Annotated in this window: 19 protein-coding genes; 15 read left to right on the forward strand and 4 right to left on the reverse strand. The window is 46.6% G+C overall.

Features of this window, described 5'->3' with window-relative positions; all coding sequences use genetic code 11:
* The first annotated feature begins 8 nt into the window (after positions 1-8).
* The 13 genes from ytaF (at position 9) to DESPCE1_RS0109790 (ending at position 11,373) form a co-directional block, all read left to right on the forward strand.
* Positions 9-665 carry a sporulation membrane protein YtaF gene (ytaF, locus tag DESPCE1_RS0109725; protein WP_014793829.1) on the forward strand — a complete coding sequence of 219 codons (657 nt, stop codon included), beginning with the start codon at positions 9-11 and terminating at the stop codon, positions 663-665.
* Positions 666-698: 33 nt separating this feature from the next.
* Complete coding sequence (coaE, locus tag DESPCE1_RS0109730; protein WP_019850352.1) at positions 699-1,301, forward strand: dephospho-CoA kinase; 603 nt, start codon at positions 699-701, stop codon at positions 1,299-1,301.
* A 183-nt stretch (positions 1,302-1,484) separates the two neighbouring features.
* The gene (locus DESPCE1_RS0109735) at positions 1,485-2,084 is read left to right on the forward strand and encodes a lytic transglycosylase domain-containing protein (protein WP_019850353.1); all 600 of its coding nucleotides are present in this window, start codon (positions 1,485-1,487) and stop codon (positions 2,082-2,084) included.
* 144 nt (positions 2,085-2,228) lie between these two features.
* Positions 2,229-2,540, forward strand: coding sequence for a PadR family transcriptional regulator (locus DESPCE1_RS0109740; protein ID WP_019850354.1), 312 nt, complete (start codon positions 2,229-2,231; stop codon positions 2,538-2,540).
* A 12-nt stretch (positions 2,541-2,552) separates the two neighbouring features.
* A complete protein-coding gene (locus tag DESPCE1_RS0109745) occupies positions 2,553-3,071 on the forward strand; it encodes a DUF2812 domain-containing protein (RefSeq protein ID WP_019850355.1) in 519 nt (172 codons plus the stop codon).
* A gap of 139 nt (positions 3,072-3,210) precedes the next feature.
* Entirely contained in the window at positions 3,211-4,092 is an 882-nt protein-coding gene (locus DESPCE1_RS0109750) for an NAD(P)/FAD-dependent oxidoreductase (RefSeq protein WP_014793834.1), read from the forward strand.
* 215 nt (positions 4,093-4,307) lie between these two features.
* Positions 4,308-5,459 carry an isochorismate synthase MenF gene (locus DESPCE1_RS0109760; RefSeq protein ID WP_019850357.1) on the forward strand — a complete coding sequence of 384 codons (1,152 nt, stop codon included), beginning with the start codon at positions 4,308-4,310 and terminating at the stop codon, positions 5,457-5,459.
* A 16-nt stretch (positions 5,460-5,475) separates the two neighbouring features.
* Positions 5,476-7,128, forward strand: a complete 1,653-nt coding sequence (gene menD / locus DESPCE1_RS0109765) for a 2-succinyl-5-enolpyruvyl-6-hydroxy-3-cyclohexene-1-carboxylic-acid synthase (protein WP_019850358.1) — start codon at positions 5,476-5,478, stop codon at positions 7,126-7,128.
* Between the two features lie 22 nt (positions 7,129-7,150).
* Positions 7,151-7,993, forward strand: a complete 843-nt coding sequence (menB, locus tag DESPCE1_RS0109770; protein WP_014793837.1) for a 1,4-dihydroxy-2-naphthoyl-CoA synthase — start codon at positions 7,151-7,153, stop codon at positions 7,991-7,993.
* 29 nt (positions 7,994-8,022) lie between these two features.
* Positions 8,023-9,378: an o-succinylbenzoate--CoA ligase gene (gene menE / locus DESPCE1_RS0109775; RefSeq protein WP_019850359.1), complete on the forward strand. Its 1,356-nt coding sequence runs from the start codon at positions 8,023-8,025 to the stop codon at positions 9,376-9,378.
* The gene (gene menC / locus DESPCE1_RS0109780; protein ID WP_019850360.1) at positions 9,368-10,492 is read left to right on the forward strand and encodes an o-succinylbenzoate synthase; all 1,125 of its coding nucleotides are present in this window, start codon (positions 9,368-9,370) and stop codon (positions 10,490-10,492) included. The genes menE and menC overlap by 11 nt, the downstream gene beginning before the upstream one ends.
* Positions 10,493-10,560: 68 nt before the next feature.
* A complete protein-coding gene (locus DESPCE1_RS0109785) occupies positions 10,561-10,953 on the forward strand; it encodes a rhodanese-like domain-containing protein (protein WP_019850361.1) in 393 nt (130 codons plus the stop codon).
* A gap of 57 nt (positions 10,954-11,010) precedes the next feature.
* Positions 11,011-11,373, forward strand: coding sequence for a DUF362 domain-containing protein (locus tag DESPCE1_RS0109790; RefSeq protein WP_019850362.1), 363 nt, complete (start codon positions 11,011-11,013; stop codon positions 11,371-11,373).
* Positions 11,374-11,381: 8 nt separating this feature from the next.
* Here DESPCE1_RS0109790 and DESPCE1_RS0109795 read toward each other — a convergent pair whose 3' ends face one another.
* The 4 genes from DESPCE1_RS0109795 to DESPCE1_RS0109810 form a co-directional block, all read right to left on the reverse strand.
* Positions 11,382-11,591 carry a helix-turn-helix transcriptional regulator gene (locus DESPCE1_RS0109795; protein WP_019850363.1) on the reverse strand — a complete coding sequence of 70 codons (210 nt, stop codon included), beginning with the start codon at positions 11,589-11,591 and terminating at the stop codon, positions 11,382-11,384.
* Positions 11,592-11,611: 20 nt separating this feature from the next.
* Positions 11,612-12,082, reverse strand: coding sequence for a DUF2975 domain-containing protein (locus tag DESPCE1_RS0109800; RefSeq protein WP_019850364.1), 471 nt, complete (start codon positions 12,080-12,082; stop codon positions 11,612-11,614).
* A 226-nt stretch (positions 12,083-12,308) separates the two neighbouring features.
* Positions 12,309-13,202, reverse strand: coding sequence for a homoserine kinase (gene thrB / locus DESPCE1_RS0109805; RefSeq protein ID WP_014793844.1), 894 nt, complete (start codon positions 13,200-13,202; stop codon positions 12,309-12,311).
* 28 nt (positions 13,203-13,230) lie between these two features.
* Entirely contained in the window at positions 13,231-14,526 is a 1,296-nt protein-coding gene (locus tag DESPCE1_RS0109810; protein ID WP_019850365.1) for a homoserine dehydrogenase, read from the reverse strand.
* 372 nt (positions 14,527-14,898) lie between these two features.
* Here DESPCE1_RS0109810 and ilvE point away from each other — a divergent pair, with 372 nt between their 5' ends.
* Both ilvE and ilvD read left to right on the forward strand, forming a co-directional pair.
* Positions 14,899-15,780 (forward strand): branched-chain-amino-acid transaminase, encoded by an 882-nt coding sequence (gene ilvE, locus DESPCE1_RS0109815; protein WP_014793846.1) that lies wholly within the window; start codon positions 14,899-14,901, stop codon positions 15,778-15,780.
* A 64-nt stretch (positions 15,781-15,844) separates the two neighbouring features.
* On the forward strand, positions 15,845-17,536 hold the full coding sequence (ilvD, locus tag DESPCE1_RS0109820) for a dihydroxy-acid dehydratase (RefSeq protein ID WP_019850366.1): 1,692 nt from the start codon (positions 15,845-15,847) through the stop codon (positions 17,534-17,536).
* Positions 17,537-17,539 lie beyond the last annotated feature (3 nt).

The raw sequence follows: 17,539 nt of genomic DNA on the forward strand, positions 1-17,539 counted from the left end.
GGATGATTATGGGAGCTACAATACTCTTCGCTTTAGCCTTAAGTTTTGATGGATTTGGCGTAGGGTTATCTTATGGAATACGGAGAATCCGAATTCCCCTTCTTTCGATGTTGGTCATAACTCTTTGTACAGTAGTAGCCATGGGAACAGCGGTGTTTTTTGGGGATATCCTCATGGGGGTTGTTACAATTATCCCGCCGAATCTTTTGGGGGCTGGGATTTTACTTACCTTAGGGGGCTATCAACTGATAAAGGCCATTCAGCATTTGATTCGAGGAGATGCTCCAAAGGCTGTGCCTGCCAGTACCCTGGCTGTCAGAGAGCCGATCCTTAAACTGGAATTCAAAATACTCGGCATTGTGGTACAGGTTCTCAAGACTCCGGAACAGGCTGATCTTGATGGCTCAGGGGTTATCAGCGTTAAAGAAAGTCTGCTGCTGGGGACGGCGTTATCCTTGGATGCTTTTGCCTCCGGTTTGGTATTAGGTCTTGCCGTGGGAATTCTTAATTCTTTGTCCATTATTGCCTGGGTAGCCCTGGCGCAGATTTTTATGATCAAATTGGGTCAGGCTTTAGCAGGTAAACTTCCCGAAGAGCATTTAGGGAAGCTGGGCCTTTTGCCGGGAACCATGCTTATTCTCATCGCCCTGGGAAAACTGATTTGATTACTATAATGAATGAATTTGAGGTGTGATACTATGTGGGTCATTGGGTTAACCGGGGGAATCGGGAGCGGAAAATCCACAGTCTCCCGGTGGCTCTCCCAACAAGGTATTCCGATTATTGATGCGGATCGTACAGTTCACGAACTTTATCATGAACCTGAGACGATTGCAGCCATTACGGCTGCATTTGGTCATGATATCCTGATGGATACAGGAAAAATCGATCGCAAAGCTTTAGGCAGAATTGTATTCGCCGACGACCAAGCCCGTAAACTATTGGAGAAAATTCTTCATCCCCGGGTCAGAGTGGCCATGGTAAAAGAACAAGAAGCTCTGGAACGGGCGGGGGAGAGGCTCTGTGTCTGGGATGTTCCTTTGCTTTTCGAAGCAGGGTATGGGTCCCAGATGGACGAGTTATGGGTGGTTTGGGTCCCGGGATATATTCAAAAACAACGGGTTATGCAGCGGGACGCCTTAAGTGCGGAAGAGGTGGAACTGCGCATTCAAGCCCAATACTCTTTAGGGAAAAAGAGAAAAAAAGCGGATGTGGTTATCGATAATTCTGGAACATGGGACGAAACTGTAGTACAATTAAGGAAGGAAATGGAAAGAATAAAAAGGGAGCAGGGGCTATAGAATGAAGCAATAGGCCAGAATGGGCCTCGCCATAGGTCTGCCTTGGGTCTTTAGTTCTATTCCGAAGCATGAGCCTCTCACAGTATAATATGTCCTATATGACAAAATCCGAGGAAAGAATAATAAACCTTGAGTACTTAAGATACTTTAAGACTTAAATACTGATGAAATCAAGGAGTACCCATGAAAAAGAAAGGATTCACTGTGCGACGCAAGAAAAAGAGATCAGGCTTTTTCTTTACCCTGGTCTTGTGTGTGATTGCTTTGATACTCTTGTTCCAATCCCCGCCCATTAAGAAGGTGCTCTATCCTTATCCCTATAAATCCCTTATCGAGGAGTATGCGCAGCAATATCATGTGGATCCTTTGCTGGTTATCTCGGTCATTCGCGCCGAGAGTAAATTCTTGCCTTATTCCCAATCCCACAAGGGGGCCTTGGGGCTCATGCAGCTGATGCCGGATACGGCCGACTGGATTGCGGAGACATTAGGAGATAGAAGTTTCGATCAGAGCAAATTAAGGGAGCCGGAAAAGAACATTCAGTACGGCACCTGGTACATAGCCAGTCTGCAAAAGGAGTTCGAGGATATCACCCTCGTCTTGGCGGCTTACAATGGGGGACGGGGTCATGTTAATGAATGGATTCGAACAGAGCAGTTAAAGGTGGATGATTTAAATACAGATGATATTCCCTTCCGTGAGACCAGGGAATATGTGGAACGGGTTAAAGATAACTATGCTAATTATCAGGAACTCTATGGTGAAAAACCACGCTTCAAATGAAGCGTGGTTTTTTAGACGCTTTTGAAATTGAGACTATTGTTTCACGTAAAGATACTTCCATTACAATTAATACATCGTTGACCGATATATCGTATAATGGTATACTAAATATATCATCACGCGATATATTGGAGAGTGATCTATTTGGATACCAATGGACCTTTGACAGAAGCTTTATTTTATATCTTATTGGCCGTGCGTACACCAAACCATGGGTACGGTATTATTCAGGATGTAAGTGAAATGACGGACGGAAGGGTAACATTAGGACCAGGGACTTTATATGGAGCTATAAATTCCATGCTTACAAAAAGATGGATTCGTTTATATAGTGAGGATAAAGAATCCAGAAAGAAAAAGGAATACCTGATTACCGATACAGGGAGAGAAATATTTCAAAATGAAATAAAAAGGTTAAATGAGCTTATAAAAAATGCAAAAAAGATGGATAATTAGGGGGAGTGCTCTATGTTAAAGTTCAAACTATATTATGATAAAGATGCAGAAGAAGATTGGTTAAAGAAAATGTGTTTAAAGGGATGGGCATTAAAAAAATTTTTTCTGGGTTTTTATACTTTTGAAAAGTGTGATCCTGGGGAATACAATTATCAAATAGACTTGCTTGATAGTTGGAATGGAGAAAAAGATGATTATGCAGCTTTCATGGAGGATACGGGGGTAAAAGTAATAGCTCAATGGTGGAGATGGGTATACTTACAAAAAAGAGCATCAGATGGACCCTTTGAAATGTATACAGACGTAGAGTCAAAAATCGCCCATTACAGTAGAATCAAGAATTTTTTCAAGGCAGTTCTGGTTATAGAAGTCATGTGTTTCTTTATAGAATTGATGGCAGCCATTAATATTGGTTCTTATGCTTTCGGGATATTTACAGTATTACTCGCAGGACTATCTTTAGTAATATTTAAAATGATTTGGAGTTGTAACTGGAAAATTCAACAATATAACCATGAAAGAATGATGTAATACTCGCAAGATTTAATAGTGTCAAATCTTGCAGGGGTACGACCCAATGACCCATGGCGGTGGATATAAAGAGTAAAGAAAAAGGAATTCATGGTTTATTCGGAGAATATAAAAGGTACATAAAGGAGGTTTGTCGAGTATGAGTGAAGGATTTCAACTAAAATCTCATTATCAATTGGCCATTGTCGGGTGCGGTCCCGCCGGGATGTCCGCTGCCTTAAATGCCAAAATTAGAAATAAAGACTTTATCCTTTTAGGAAGTGACTTTTGCAGTCCTAAATTGGCGAAAGCCCCCCAGATTGATAATTATCTCGGCTTTCATGAAATCAAAGGGGAGGACTTACGGCAGAATTTTTTAAACCATGTCAAAGCCATGGGTATTGAGATTGTTCCCTGGAAAGTTCTCAATATTTATCCCGGACCGCCTTTTACCCTGGTCGGGAACAATGAATCCTTTGAAGCCGATGCCGTGATTTTGGCCACAGGGGTATCCCCCACCAAACTTCTTCCCGGAGAAACAGATCTACTGGGGAGAGGAGTGGGCTATTGTGCCACTTGCGACGGCCCCTTGTACAAAGGGAAGAAAGTAGCGATCATTTCTTATAGTCATGAGGGAGAAGCCGAAGCCAACTTCATGGCTGAGATCTGCTCTGAAGTCTATTACCTGCCCTTCTATAAGGAAGTAGGTCGGCTTGACTCCAGAATCATCCAAAAGAAAGCCAGGATTAAAGAAATCTTCGGCACTCAGCAGGTAGAAAAGCTGGTTTTGGATAGTGAGGAAATCCCGGTGGACGGGGTATTCGTTCTGCGGGAAAGCCTGCCGGCAGAGCAGATTGTTCCGGGTTTGGACATGGAAAAGGGCGCTATCAAGGTAAACCGGGATTTAGAGACCAGTGTCCCAGGACTCTTCGCCGCCGGGGACTGCTCCGGACAGCCCTACCAATTGAACAAAGCGGTAGGGGAAGGAGGAACAGCGGCTCTCAATGCGATTAAGTATTTGGATGAGATGAAAAAAGAGTAGGTAGGGATCAAAACTCAAAGGGAGCTTCCCGTAAATAAATGCCATGAATTCTGTTGAATATCTGCAGAATTCATGGCATTTTTGCTGTTCAAAAAATCCCTGGGGAAGAAAGGCTGAAAAAAGGAATTGACATTAAATATAAAAATAAGTAAAATTTAATAAAATGAACCTAAGTTCATTTCTTGAGTTCAAAAAATAACTGGGAGATAAGAGTTTTGAGATATCAGGAGAAGAGAATTAATCTTAAAGAACCCCTTGCCTTTTGGCGGAATTTTGAAGATGAAGAGAAAATGCTGTTTTATCATCCCTTTAAAAAGGAGCTCATTATTGGCACGATACCCCTGAAAAAGTTTTATGGGGAGGAAAGCTTCCGGGGGTATCCTTATGTTTTTTCTAGAAAAACCTTCTTTCCTACACTCAAGGGCCCTCAGTGGGATGGCTTTGAGGATGAAACTACGGCATTTGAGTTTTATCTCGTGGAAAAAGAGGGGGAACAGAAGCTTTATTACAGGGATCAAGAGATTGAGATTCAAGATCAGGAGTGTATCCCCCGACGACATGATTATAAACTCACCGCCAAGGACTATGGGGAATGGCAGGGGCTATTTAATCAGGCTAAGGAAGAAATACGGAGCAAGAAAGTGGACAAGGTGGTCATTTCACGCCAAGTGGAGATCCAGTGTCGGACGGCAGTTGCTATCGAAAGTGTGTTGAAAAACCTTATGGAGAACAACCCCGGCTCCTTTGTGTTTGCCTGGTATAAGCAGGGCAAGACATTCCTAGGTGCAAGCCCGGAGGTTCTGGTAGAAAAAAATAAAGGTACGATCAGCAGCTATGCCTTAGCTGGGACAGGAGCACGTAATCAACAGGAAGCTGATGACATTCAGCAGGCAGCCCTTCTCAATGATCCCAAGAACCGTCATGAACATCAGCTGGTGGTTGATTATATCGCTGAGATTATGGAGAGCCATAGTGATGAGGTGGTCATCGGAGAGACGACCACCTTAGCCCTTAAGAATCTCTTTCATTTGAAAACTCCTATCCATGGCAAGGTTAAGGAGAACAGCTCCTTGAGGGACTGGGTCTCCCGCTTGCACCCTACCCCGGCCCTGGGAGGATATCCCGCGGAAAAAGCGCTGGAGATCATTGCCCGTTATGAAACCCATGAACGAGGATTATATGGAGCTCCCCTGGGTGTGATGAATGAAGAAGGAGATGGGATCTTTGTGGTGGGAATCCGCTCGGCTCTGATTGAAGGGAATAAGCTTTATGCTTATACAGGCTGTGGAATCGTTGCCGACTCGGAGTGTGAGGCGGAATATCTGGAGACGGCTAATAAAGCCAGGACAATCTTAGAGAGTCTATAAAATGAAGGTGAAGAGGATGAGTAATTATATAGGAGTTTTAGTTGATGAACTGTATCAGATGGGAGTTCGGGAAGTGGTCATTAGCCCAGGTTCACGCTCAGCTCCATTATCCATCATATTTTGTGAGCATGATTTCCAGGTTTATGTCAGCATTGACGAACGGTCCGCGGGATTCTTTGCCTTAGGCATTGCCAAGGAAAAAGAAAGACCCGTTGTTCTGGTCTGTTCTTCAGGCTCGGCTGTCGCCCATTATTTCCCGGCGGTTGTTGAAGCCAAGCATTCCAATGTTCCCTTAATTATTTTGACAGCCGATCGTCCTCCTGAATTACGCCAAGTAGGGGCCCCCCAAACCATCGATCAGATTAAGTTTTACCATGACTATACGAAATACTTTGAAGAACTGGCTCTGCCGGAAGAGCGGGAAGAGATGTATCCCTATGTCCGCGGGGTTATGCGCAAGGCTTACGTGAGTTCCATGACCGATGGCTATGGGGTAGCCCATATCAACATCCCCTTGCGTGACCCTTTGAGCCCGGATCTGGCTAAACTGGATTTCACCCTGGGCCGTCTGGAACATCCTTTTCAATGGCAGAGAGGAGAGAGCCGCTTAACCCTTAACAGCAAGATTTTTCAGGGGAAAAAGGGAATCATCGTCTGTGGAGGGGATGCTTATGCAGACTATCATGAGGAAGTCCTGGAGCTGGCGGAACGTTTAAAGGCACCTCTATTAGCTGATCCCATTTCCAACTTCCGCAATTATGGGCATCCCCAGATCATGGACAGCTATGATGTTTTTCTGAAAAAGGACACCGTCAAACAAGAGCTTAAGCCTGAGTTCATTCTCCACTTTGGTCAGACACCGGTCTCGAAGAACCTGCAGGAATTTCTCGCCATGGAGAGAGATGGACTTTATTTTCAGATCAATCAGACCTTCCAGTATCGGGATCCCTCACTATCCATTAATCGCTATATCCTTGCTTCCCCCAAAGCTTTTGCCCAAGCACTGAGTGTTCATAATGAAGATGATGACTACTTATACCTCTGGCAGGATTATCAGGGAAGGGCTCGTCAAAAACTGCAGCTTGCCCATGATGAAACAGAACTATTTGAAGGGGGATTGATACAGAGATTACAAGATATCCTGCCGGCTGAAAGCCGTTTATTTGTCGCCAACAGCATGGCCATTCGGGATGTGGACTATTTCCTGGGGTCACGCCAACAAGAGCTTAAAGTTTTGTGCAACCGAGGAGCCAACGGCATTGATGGAATCACATCCACCGCTTTGGGAGTTTCCACTAATCACTATCCCACCGTGCTCCTCACCGGTGATTTGTCCTTCTTTCATGATTTGAATGGACTGCAGATCGGGAAAAACCACCGGTTGAATTTGATCATTATCCTCTTAAACAATAATGGGGGAGGAATTTTCAACTACTTGTCTCACAGCAAGAGCAGACATTTTGAATTTCTCTTCAAGACCCCCCATGACATGGACTTCGGTGGGTTAAAAACCCTGTACGGTCTGACCTATTTTGAGCCGCTGGATTATAAGAGCTTCGAGGAAGATGTTGAGAAGGCCCTTTCCTTAGAAGGGATCAAGGTATTAAATGTGAAAATCGATCCCCAAGGAAGCAAAAGATTGCATGAGAAGTACACCTGTATCGACTAAAAGAATGATAGGAGGGGTTAGAGTGAAAAAATTTTGTTGGGAACCAACCAAGAGAAACTACGAGGACATTATTTATGAGACCTGGGGGGGAATAGGCAAGATAACCATCAACAGGCCGGAAGTCCGCAATGCTTTCCGGCCCAGAACCATTATGGAGTTAATGGATGCCTTTATGGCTGCTCGAGATGACAGCCACATCGGAGTGATTATTCTAACGGGAGCCAACCATGGCCAAGGTCAAGAGAAGGAGGCCTTTTGTTCCGGAGGGGATCAGCGGGTTCGTGGTCATGGGGGGTATGTAGGAGAGGATCAGATACCCCGGCTTAATGTATTGGACCTTCAGCGTCTGATCCGGGTCACTCCTAAGCCCGTCATAGCCATGGTCAATGGCTTTGCCATCGGGGGAGGGCATGTTTTACATATCGTCTGTGATTTAACGATTGCTTCTGAAAATGCCCGGTTTGGTCAGACAGGCCCTCAGGTGGGTTCCTTTGACGGGGGGTATGGTGCCGGTTATCTTGCCCGGATCATCGGGCACAAAAAAGCCCGGGAGATTTGGTATCTATGCCGTCAATATACAGCTCAGGAAGCTTTGGCGATGGGACTGGTGAATGCCGTGGTTCCCTTTGGGGAGCTGGAAGAAGAGACGGTAAGATGGGCCGAAGAAATTTTGCAGCATTCCCCAACTGCTTTGCGTTTTCTCAAGGCCGCCTTTAATGCCGATACGGACGGATTGGCCGGCCTACAGCAATTAGCCGGTGATGCGACCCTGCTCTACTATACAACCGATGAAGCGAAAGAAGGGCGGGATGCCTTCAAGGAAAAGCGCAAGCCTGATTTTCAGCAGTTTCCGAAATTCCCCTAAAAGTAAAAACTCAGAAGCAGGTGAGATTCGTGAATTGGCTCACAAAACAAGCCCGGGAAAAGGGAACGCAAAGATTCTTAAACCATCTCTCCTTTGCAGAAGTGGAGAACCTTGTCAAAAAGCGGGCAGGCCGCTTGTACCCCTATGTAAAAGATAAAACCAGAGTAGCTCTCTATGCCCGCAACTCCGTTGAGACCGTCTTGTTTTTTTTGGCCTTGCAAGGATTGCAAAAGGAAGTATTCATGATCAATGCTCGTCTCGCCGGGGATGAAATCAGGAGAAAACTAACGAACTTAAAGATAGGCGTTGTTTTTTCCGAGGATCGGACCTTTATTTCATTTCAGGATGTTCTTAACCAGCCCTTAGAGAGACAAGATGAAGGAAGGGGAGGGTATGCCCCGGAACAGATTGCTGTCATTATGGATACCAGTGCCACCCATGGTGTAGCCAAATCGGTCCCTCTGCGCTGGAGGAATTTGGAGGCTCATGTCAGGGCTTCTCAGCAAGTCTTGGGGGTTCGGGAAGAAGATAACTGGCTGCTGGTACTTCCTCTCTATCATATAGGCGGTTTAGCCATCGTATTGCGCAGCCTCTATAATGGTACCGCTGTTACTTTGACGGCAGGGTTTGATGAAGAAGAGACCCTGAAATTGATCGAAGAAGAAAAGGTCAATCTCCTTTCCCTTGTCCCGACAATGCTTCACCGCATTCTGGATCGAATCCGCGGACATTCCTTGCGAGCAGTTCTGGTTAGTGGGGAATTCATTCCCGAGGCCTTGGTGGCAGCATCCTTAAGGAAAGGGATACCCATTTATAAATCCTATGGCATGACCGAGACGGCCAGTCAGGCCACAACCTTTTGCGTCTCTGAGAACCCCATGAAGCATAATTCGGTAGGCTATCCTTTACCAGGAATTAAAGTCCATATTCATAACCCCGATAGAGAGGGAGTCGGTGAAATAATCCTCCGGGGACCGATGGTCATGGACGGCTATCTGAGTGAAGAGCCGATTCAGGGGTTTCTTCATACCCAGGACATTGGCTATCTGGATGAAGATGGCTATCTTTTCATTCTGGATCGGCGTGATAATATCATTATCTCCGGGGGTGAAAACATCTACCCTCAGGAGATCGAGAATATCCTCTATGCTCATCCCGCTGTATCAGAGTGTGCAATTGTGGCGATGAAGGATAAGAAATGGGGACAAGTGCCGGCCCTATTTATCGTCTCTGCGTTGGAGGATGAGGAGATTAGGAATTATCTTTCCGCAAGAATCGCTAGGTATAAACACCCCAAGAAAATCCTTCACCTTAGGGAGCTCCCCAAAAATTCCACAGGGAAACTATTAAAAAAGGCTTTGGGTGAGATGGTTAATGAGGATTGAAAGAATCGAAGTTTTACATTTAAATATGCCGATGAAATTCACCTTTCGAACGGCTCAAGGAACGATCAGTCAGCGGGAAACTCTCGTGATCAAAGTGACGGATGAACTGGGGAACTTGGGGTACGGCGAAGTGGTTGCCTTTAATGAGCCCTTTTATAGTTCCGAGACGCTGTCCTCTGCCCAAAAAGTCCTCCTTGAGGAACTTCTTCCCCAGCTTCTAAACAAGGAAATCGACCATCCTTTTGAGATTCACCTGGGCTTTCGGGGAAACTCTCCCATGGCTATGGCCGGAATAGAAAACGCTCTTTTGGATGGCTTCGCCAAAGGACAGAATAAGTCGATGATGAAGCTGCTGTTTAATGAAGAGACCAGGAAGGAAATCTATGGCGGCATGGTGCTGGGGGATTTGGAGCTGCCCATCCTCTTGGAAAAAATTCAAGAGAATCTTCAAGAGGGATATAGACGCTTTAAAATCAAAATCAAGCCTGAGGACGGGTTTGCCAAACTGAAATCGATCCGGGAGCATTTCCCGGATCTAATGCTCCTGGCCGATGCCAATAGGAGCTTTAGGAAGGAAGACCTCCCGCAACTGAGAAGAATCGATGAGTTGGGGCTGGCCTGTCTTGAAGAACCTTTGGAGTCCGGAGATTTGTCCGCTTATCAAGACCTGCAGGAGCAGATGTCAACTCCCATCTGCCTGGATGAAAGCATCCAGACCATGGCTGATTTAACTGAGGCAATCAGCCTGGGAGCTTGTCAGGTGGTCAATCTCAAGGTAGGCCGGGTAGGGGGCATGGCCTATATGGAACACATGATTAAAGCCTGCAGGAAGCATAAGGTCAAGTATTGGATAGGGAGTATGCTGGAAAGCGGGATCTCCAAAATCCTCCATGTCCATTGTGCAAGCTTAATGGATAACTATATCCCTGGAGATTTATCCTCAACAAGGCGTTATTTCAGCAAAGATGTGATTCAGCCGGAGATTGCTGTGCGGAAAGGACTCATCCAAGTGCCCCAAGGGCCGGGCTTAGGAGTCACGATTGATCAAGAGGCTTTGGACTACTACACTATGGAGAGTTTTATTCTTGATCGGAAAATCTACAAGAATCATTGACAGGTTACTCCTCAAAGCGTATAATTTCATCATACCCCATAGGGGTATGATGAAGAGGAGGGGGCCCGGTGAATCAAAACACAGTTTGGATTATATTAGCGGTCATAATCCTGGGTTGGATACTGGTACAGACTATCCGCAAAAATAAATTTAAAATCAGCCCACAAGAAGGGAAGGAACTTTTAGACTCCACCAAAGGAGTTATCCTTTTAGATGTGCGCACCCCAGAGGAGTATCAAGAGATTCGTATTCCTAAAAGCAAGCTTATTCCTTTAGCCGTCTTAAAAACGGAAGCACCCCAGAAAATCAAAAACAAGGATGCTCAGATCTTGGTCTATTGCCGGAGTGGGAATAGAAGTGCCGCTGCGGCCAGAATTCTATTCAAATTAGGATATACCAACGTTAAAAACATGGGGGGCATTATTCATTGGCCTTTTGAAACGGTTTCGGGAAAAAAATAGAATTCCCCTCCGGTATAACCGGGAATGAAAACCGAAGGGCTTGAGGAGGGGAGTCCAATGCCGGCCTATATATTGGAAAAGCTTTGCCGGGGCTGCCAGCGTTGCGTTCGTGCCTGTCCAAGGGAAGCGATTAAGATGGTTGCCCATGTAGCGATTGTGGAGCCCGCTCAATGTATAGAATGTGAGGAATGTATGGAGTCCTGCATGCATGGGGCAATCACATTTCGCGGGGAGGATCAGGCAGGTAAGGCAAGACAGGAGCTAAAGCAGAGACTCATGGAGCTGCAGACAGAGCTCACTGACTTAAGAGCCCGTTGGCCTGCCCATTCTCTGAAACCGAGCATGATCATTCAACTCGAGGATCTGGAAGAAGAGATCCGGGAAATCAGAGAGAGACTGGCTAATGAAGGGATGTCTTGACTGTCCTGTTAATCTTCAGCGTAGTATTCCAGTAAGTCGGCAGGCTGGCATTTTAGCTCCCGGCAAATGGCCTCAAGAGTTGAAAAACGGATGGCTTTTGCTTTATTGTTTTTTAGGATGGATAAATTGGCCTGAGTGATATCCACCCTCTCCGCCAACTCAGCCAGAGAAATTTTACGTTTAGCCATCATGACATCGAGATTGACTAAAATAGGCATGGTTTGCTCCTTTATCTTCTTTATATGGTTAAATCATGATCATTTTTTATCGTAAGTGCCATTTTAAATACTTCAGCTAAAACTAAGGCCAGACACCCTAATAGGATATAGATAAATGAAGTCGCCTTGATCACGAAATAAGGTGTATCGATGAGAACAAAGCCTTGATGGGAATTCAGATTGCCTATCAGATCGATGACTCCCAGGACAAAGATGCTGGTGGCGATGCTATAAAACCGTTTAATATTATTCGGACAGAAGGGCTCCCCGGTCTTAACCGTTATAATGATACCTTTTAATTTGTAAATCATAAAAATAAATAGACTAAAAAAGCTGAGTCTGAAGAGCGTGCCGATCACCAAATCTGAGTCCACAGAGAGATGATTCTGAAAAGAATAAATAGAAAGAGCGAGAGTTATTAAAATTAAGAAAAAAATAATTAAATTAAGAAGAACGATGAGGAACTTTGATATGGATTGTGCAGGGCCCATAGTTAATCCTCCTTCAATGTGTATTTGCTTATAGCATATCAAAGACCATATTGCAAATCAATATTAATTTATCGAAAAACGATAAATTCCCAAACGCTTGGGAATTTGAACGATAAGAAAAGGCCGTTGCTCAGCGAACTGTAAAGTTCATCTGGCAACGGCCTTTTTACTTGACGTATCAAATGACGACGCACTTTGTTCTCTGTTCCATGAAGATGTCAGCCTCTTAAATTACCGACGCCCCTTCCGAATCGACGGAGAGGAGATAGGCCTTAGCACTCAAGCCATGACCGGCTAAGGAGTCCACCATGGCTTGGGAAACTTTCTCAGCCTTATCGGGAGAGACCAAAGCAAGGATGGTAGGTCCGGAGCCGCTGAGAGCGGAACCGTAGGCCCCGTGATCCAGCGCCACCTGCAAGGTTTCCCCAAGACCGGGTACAAGGCTTGCCCGCTGGTTTTGGTGCAGCCGGTCCTGCATCCCTTCCTTAAGGAGTTCGTAATTTTCATGGATAAGAGCTTCCACCAGCAGAGCTGTCCGGGAAAGATTATAGACTGCATCGGCCCGGGAAATGGAAGTGGGCAGGACATTGCGGCTTTTTTCCGTGGAAAGGTAGAAGTCCGGAACGATGGCTAAGGCCATGAATTGAGGATTGGAATGTAAGGTTCTGGCGATGACGGAAGTCTCCGCAGTGACCGCCAGGGTAATTCCTCCTAAAAGGGCCGGTGCCACATTATCGGGATGGCCTTCGATCTGATTGGCAATCTGAAGAATCTCCGGCTTGCTTAAGACCCCGCCAGCCCATTCATTGGCTGCCACCAACCCTCCGACGATGGCAGCCGAACTGCTTCCCATCCCGCGAGTGGGTGGGACATTGTTTTCCAATTCTAAGGAAACCGTTGGTATCTCAAACCCAATGGTTTCCCATAAAGTGCACATGCTCTGCCAAACGAGATTGGTCTCATCCGCGGTGATACCGGCAGTGTAATCCCCTTTTAAGGTGATCTGAAAAACATCACTACTTTCGATCTGGACAACATTGTATAAAGAAAGGGCCATACCCAGACAATCAAAGCCTGGCCCTAAATTCGCAGAGGTGGCAGGTATTCTGACACGAACCATGGTGATCCTCCTTAATCCTTCTTGCTATTTAGTCGTTATGCTCTCCGGATTCAAAACGAATGACATTGTGGATGCAAAGCACCTTGCTGTAGGCGCGGACTGAATCCAAGGCCTCACGCAGCTGGGATTCTTCACAGGGATGGGTAACAAGGACGATCTCTGCTTCCTGGCGTTTTTTCTGCTTTTGAATGATGGAGGCAAAGCTGACGCCGGCCTCGGCGAAGAGCAAGGCTAAGGTAGCAAGAACCCGGGGTTCATCCTTAACCCGCAGCCGGATATAAAAAGCGCTTTTAAAATCCTGCTCGCTTTTGATGGCTAACTCATTGTAACAGGTACAATTAATGTTGGCGGTGGAATTGGACTTGATATTCCGAGCTACTTGGATGATATCCGAAACGACTGCACTTCCTGTGGGAAGGGAGCCTGCGCCGCGGCCATAGAACATGGTTTCTCCTACAGCATCTCCCACTACATAGATGGCGTTAAAGACTCCGCTGACGGCAGCCAGGGGATGGTTGTTGGGGACGAAAGCAGGATGGACACGAACCTCGATGCCGTCCGTTTGGAATTTAGCCACAGCCAGAAGCTTGACAGTGGAATTGAGCTCCCGGGCATAGGAGATATCTTCAGCGGTGATTTTGGAGATCCCCTCCACATACACATCATTCACGGTGACACGGGAGTTGAAGGCGATAGAAGCAAGAATAGCCAGTTTTCGGGCTGCATCTAAGCCATCCACATCCGCGGTCGGATCGGCTTCCGCATAACCCAATTGCTGAGCTTCCTTCAGGACTTCATGATAGTCACGGCCTTGCTCAGTCATGGCGGTCAGGATATAGTTGGTGGTTCCATTAATAATTCCCAGCACCTCGGAGATTTTGTTTCCGGTCAGTGACTGTTTGAGGGCGGCGATAATGGGGATACCACCGGCTACGCTGCCTTCAAAATAAAGGTCCTTGCCCGCTTCTTTGGCAGCATTCAAAAGTTCATGACCATGAAGGGCTAAAAGGTCCTTATTAGCGGTCACCACATTCTTCCCATGTTTAAAGGCTTCTAATATATAGGTTCTCGCCGGCTCAATGCCGCCCATCACTTCGACCACGACACTGATGTCTGGGTCGGCAAGAACATCGTCTGCTTGATCAGTCAGAGTAAAATCGCCTGCGATAGCCCGAGGAGCGTTGAGATTCCGCACGAGGACCTTGGAGACCTTTATTTGGCTTTGGGAACGGTTCTGTATATCATTAGCGTTTTGCTCAAGGATCTGAATGACGCCACTGCCGACGGTTCCTAGACCCAGCAGTCCAATCTTAACGACCTGCATGAATGCTCCTCCAATCCATTTCATGAAAACAAATGTATCCACATTGTGGACATTATAATATGGTTTTTTTTCTTTGACAAGACTTTTTCAAAATGGGTTGACACTGCCAACTGTGTATTATAAACTTATTTGTAAATGAAAGAATGTATTATAACAGCAGGAAGTGTGCCTAGGGTTCCGGGAGATACTCCGTCTGGTCCGAGCGGTACAAGATCCAGAGAATGGATTTACACCGTGGGCGGAAAATACCCGAGCGGAAAGTTCCTCGAGAGGGTAAGGAACACCGCTCGGTTTTCTTATAATATTCTGTAAGTAGTGGATTATAAACAGCTTAAATAAATTTATTACTAATTTTAAAGGAGAGAGTTTAGGATGGAAAAACTAGTTTATCTCAATGGCGAATTTGTAACCAAAGCGGAGGCCAAGATTTCAGTATTTGATCATGGTTTTTTATATGGGGATGGAATTTTTGAGGGTATTCGGGTTTATCATGGCCGGATATTTAAATGTAAGGAGCATCTTGACCGGTTATATGAATCTGCCAAGACCATCATGCTGAATATCGGCATTTCCAAAGCTGAGATGGAAGAGGTCCTGTGCAGCACCCTGCGCAAGAATGACTTAGATAATGGCTATATCCGTCTTGTCGTGAGCCGGGGGGTAGGGGACTTAGGGCTGGATCCCAATAACTGCGCCGGTGCCAGCATTATCTGTATCGCCGACCAAATTAAAATCTACCCCCAGGAAATGTACGAACATGGACTGGAAGTCAAAACCGTCGCCGTGCGCCGGACCAACCCGGATTCTCTCAGCCCCCGGGTCAAATCCCTAAACTATCTCAATAATATTATGGCTAAAATCGAATCCATCCAAGCCGGTGTGGTGGAGGCCATTATGCTGACTCAAGAGGGCTATGTTGTGGAAGGCACCGCCGATAACATCTTTATCTTCCGCCGGGGAGCATTGCTTACACCGCCTCTATCGGCAGGCTGTTTAGAGGGGGTTACCCGCAATGCCGTCATTGAACTGGCCAAAAAGAAAGGGCTTGAAGTACGGGAAGAATTGTTTAACCGCCATGATGTCTATAATGCTGACGAATGCTTCCTCACAGGGACAGCAGCCGAATTAATTCCTGTGGTTAAAGCGGATGGCCGGGTGATCGGAGAGGGCCAACCTGGTGAAATTTTTAAGAATCTCCTGGAGGATTTCCGGGCCTTAACCTTAGTGGACGGGGTCCTTATAAAAGAAGGATAATTTTCAAAAAGAGCCAATAAATAACTCATGGATAAATTTGTGAGACAAAAGCGGAGGCGAAACTATGAACAGCACTACCATAAAAACAGGAATAGACCGGGCACCTCATCGTTCCCTTTTAAAAGCCTTGGGACTGACGGACCGTGAGATCAGCAAACCTTTTATCGGTGTGGTCAATTCCTTTACCGAGCTGGTGCCCGGTCATATGCATCTCAGGCAAGTCACGGAGGCCGTGAAAGCAGGTATCCGGGAAAATGGGGGAACCCCTTTTGAATTTTCCACGGTAGCGGTCTGTGATGGAATTGCCATGGGACATGAAGGGATGCACTATTCACTGGCCAGCCGTGAAATTGTGGCCGATGCCATCGAAGTTATGGCCAAGGGACACCAATTGGATGCATTGGTCTTGATCCCCAGCTGTGACAAGGTGGTTCCCGGGATGTTAATGGCTGCTATGCGCTTAAATATCCCGGCGATTGTGGTCAGCGGCGGTCCCATGTTGCCTGGACGATTCGAAGGCCGTCCCGTAACCCTAAGTACACTTTTCGAAGGGGTGGGACAAGTGCACGCCGGCAAAAAGGATGAAGCCTGGCTTCATGAACTGGAAGCCAAAGCTTGCCCGACCTGCGGTTCTTGTGCCGGCATGTTTACCGCCAACTCCATGAACTGTCTGACAGAGGCCCTCGGCATGGCCTTGCCGGGCAATGGTACGATTCCGGCAGTTTATTCCGAACGTTTGGTTCTTGCCAAAGAAACCGGCTATCAGGTCATGGAGCTTTTTCGTCAAGACCTTAGACCCAGGGATATTGTAACTCAAAGTGCATTGAAAAATGGAGTGGCCGTCGATATGGCCTTAGGCTGCTCTACCAATACCATCCTTCACCTGCCCGCCATCGCCAACGAAGGGGATATCCCTTGGGATCTGGGCAAGGTAAATGAAGTCAGTGAAAAAACCCCCCAAATCTGTAAACTTGCCCCTGCTTCGGAAACTCCTTTAGCTGCCCTCCATGAGGCAGGCGGAGTCAGTGCGGTTCTCAAACAGCTCCTGGATGCCGGCCTGATCGACGGCTCAACCATGACTGTGTCGGTCGTAACCATGGCTGAACGCTTAAAGAATGCCAAAGTCGTGGATAGGGAGATTATTCGCCCCCAATCTGAGCCTTTCTCGCAGCGAGGGGGACTGCGCATCCTCTTTGGCAACTTAGCTCCTGAAGGCGCGGTCATTAAGCAAGGAGCTTTAAGCAACCAGGATTTGATCTTTGAAGGGGCGGCCAAAGTCTTCAATGGGGAAGTTCCCGCCGCCGAAGCCATTCGCAACCTTGAAATCAAAGCCGGGGATGTGGTGGTCATTCGTTACGAGGGACCGAAAGGCGGACCGGGTATGCGGGAAATGCTGGGGCCGACAGCTACTTTAGCGGGTATGGGTCTCGATTCCGAGGTGGCCTTGCTCACCGACGGACGGTTCTCAGGAGCAAGCCGTGGTCTCTCCATCGGTCATGTATCACCGGAAGCCGCCTTAGGAGGGGATATCGCTCTCTTAAAGGATGGAGATAAAATCCGTATTGATTTAGGTCAAGGCCGGCTTGAGTGGGTCGTGTCGGAAGAAGAAAGAGAACAGCGCCGACAAGAATTTGCAGCCATGGCAGTCAGACCCGATCATCTTAAGCCTGAACTACGCAAAGGCTACTTGGGACGGTATGCCTATTTCGTACAATCTGCTTCTCAGGGAGCGGCCTTACGACGAGTAAAGGAGTGATAT

The sequence above is a fragment of the Desulfitobacterium sp. PCE1 genome, assembly GCF_000384015.1.
GTDB lineage: Bacteria > Bacillota > Desulfitobacteriia > Desulfitobacteriales > Desulfitobacteriaceae > Desulfitobacterium > Desulfitobacterium dehalogenans.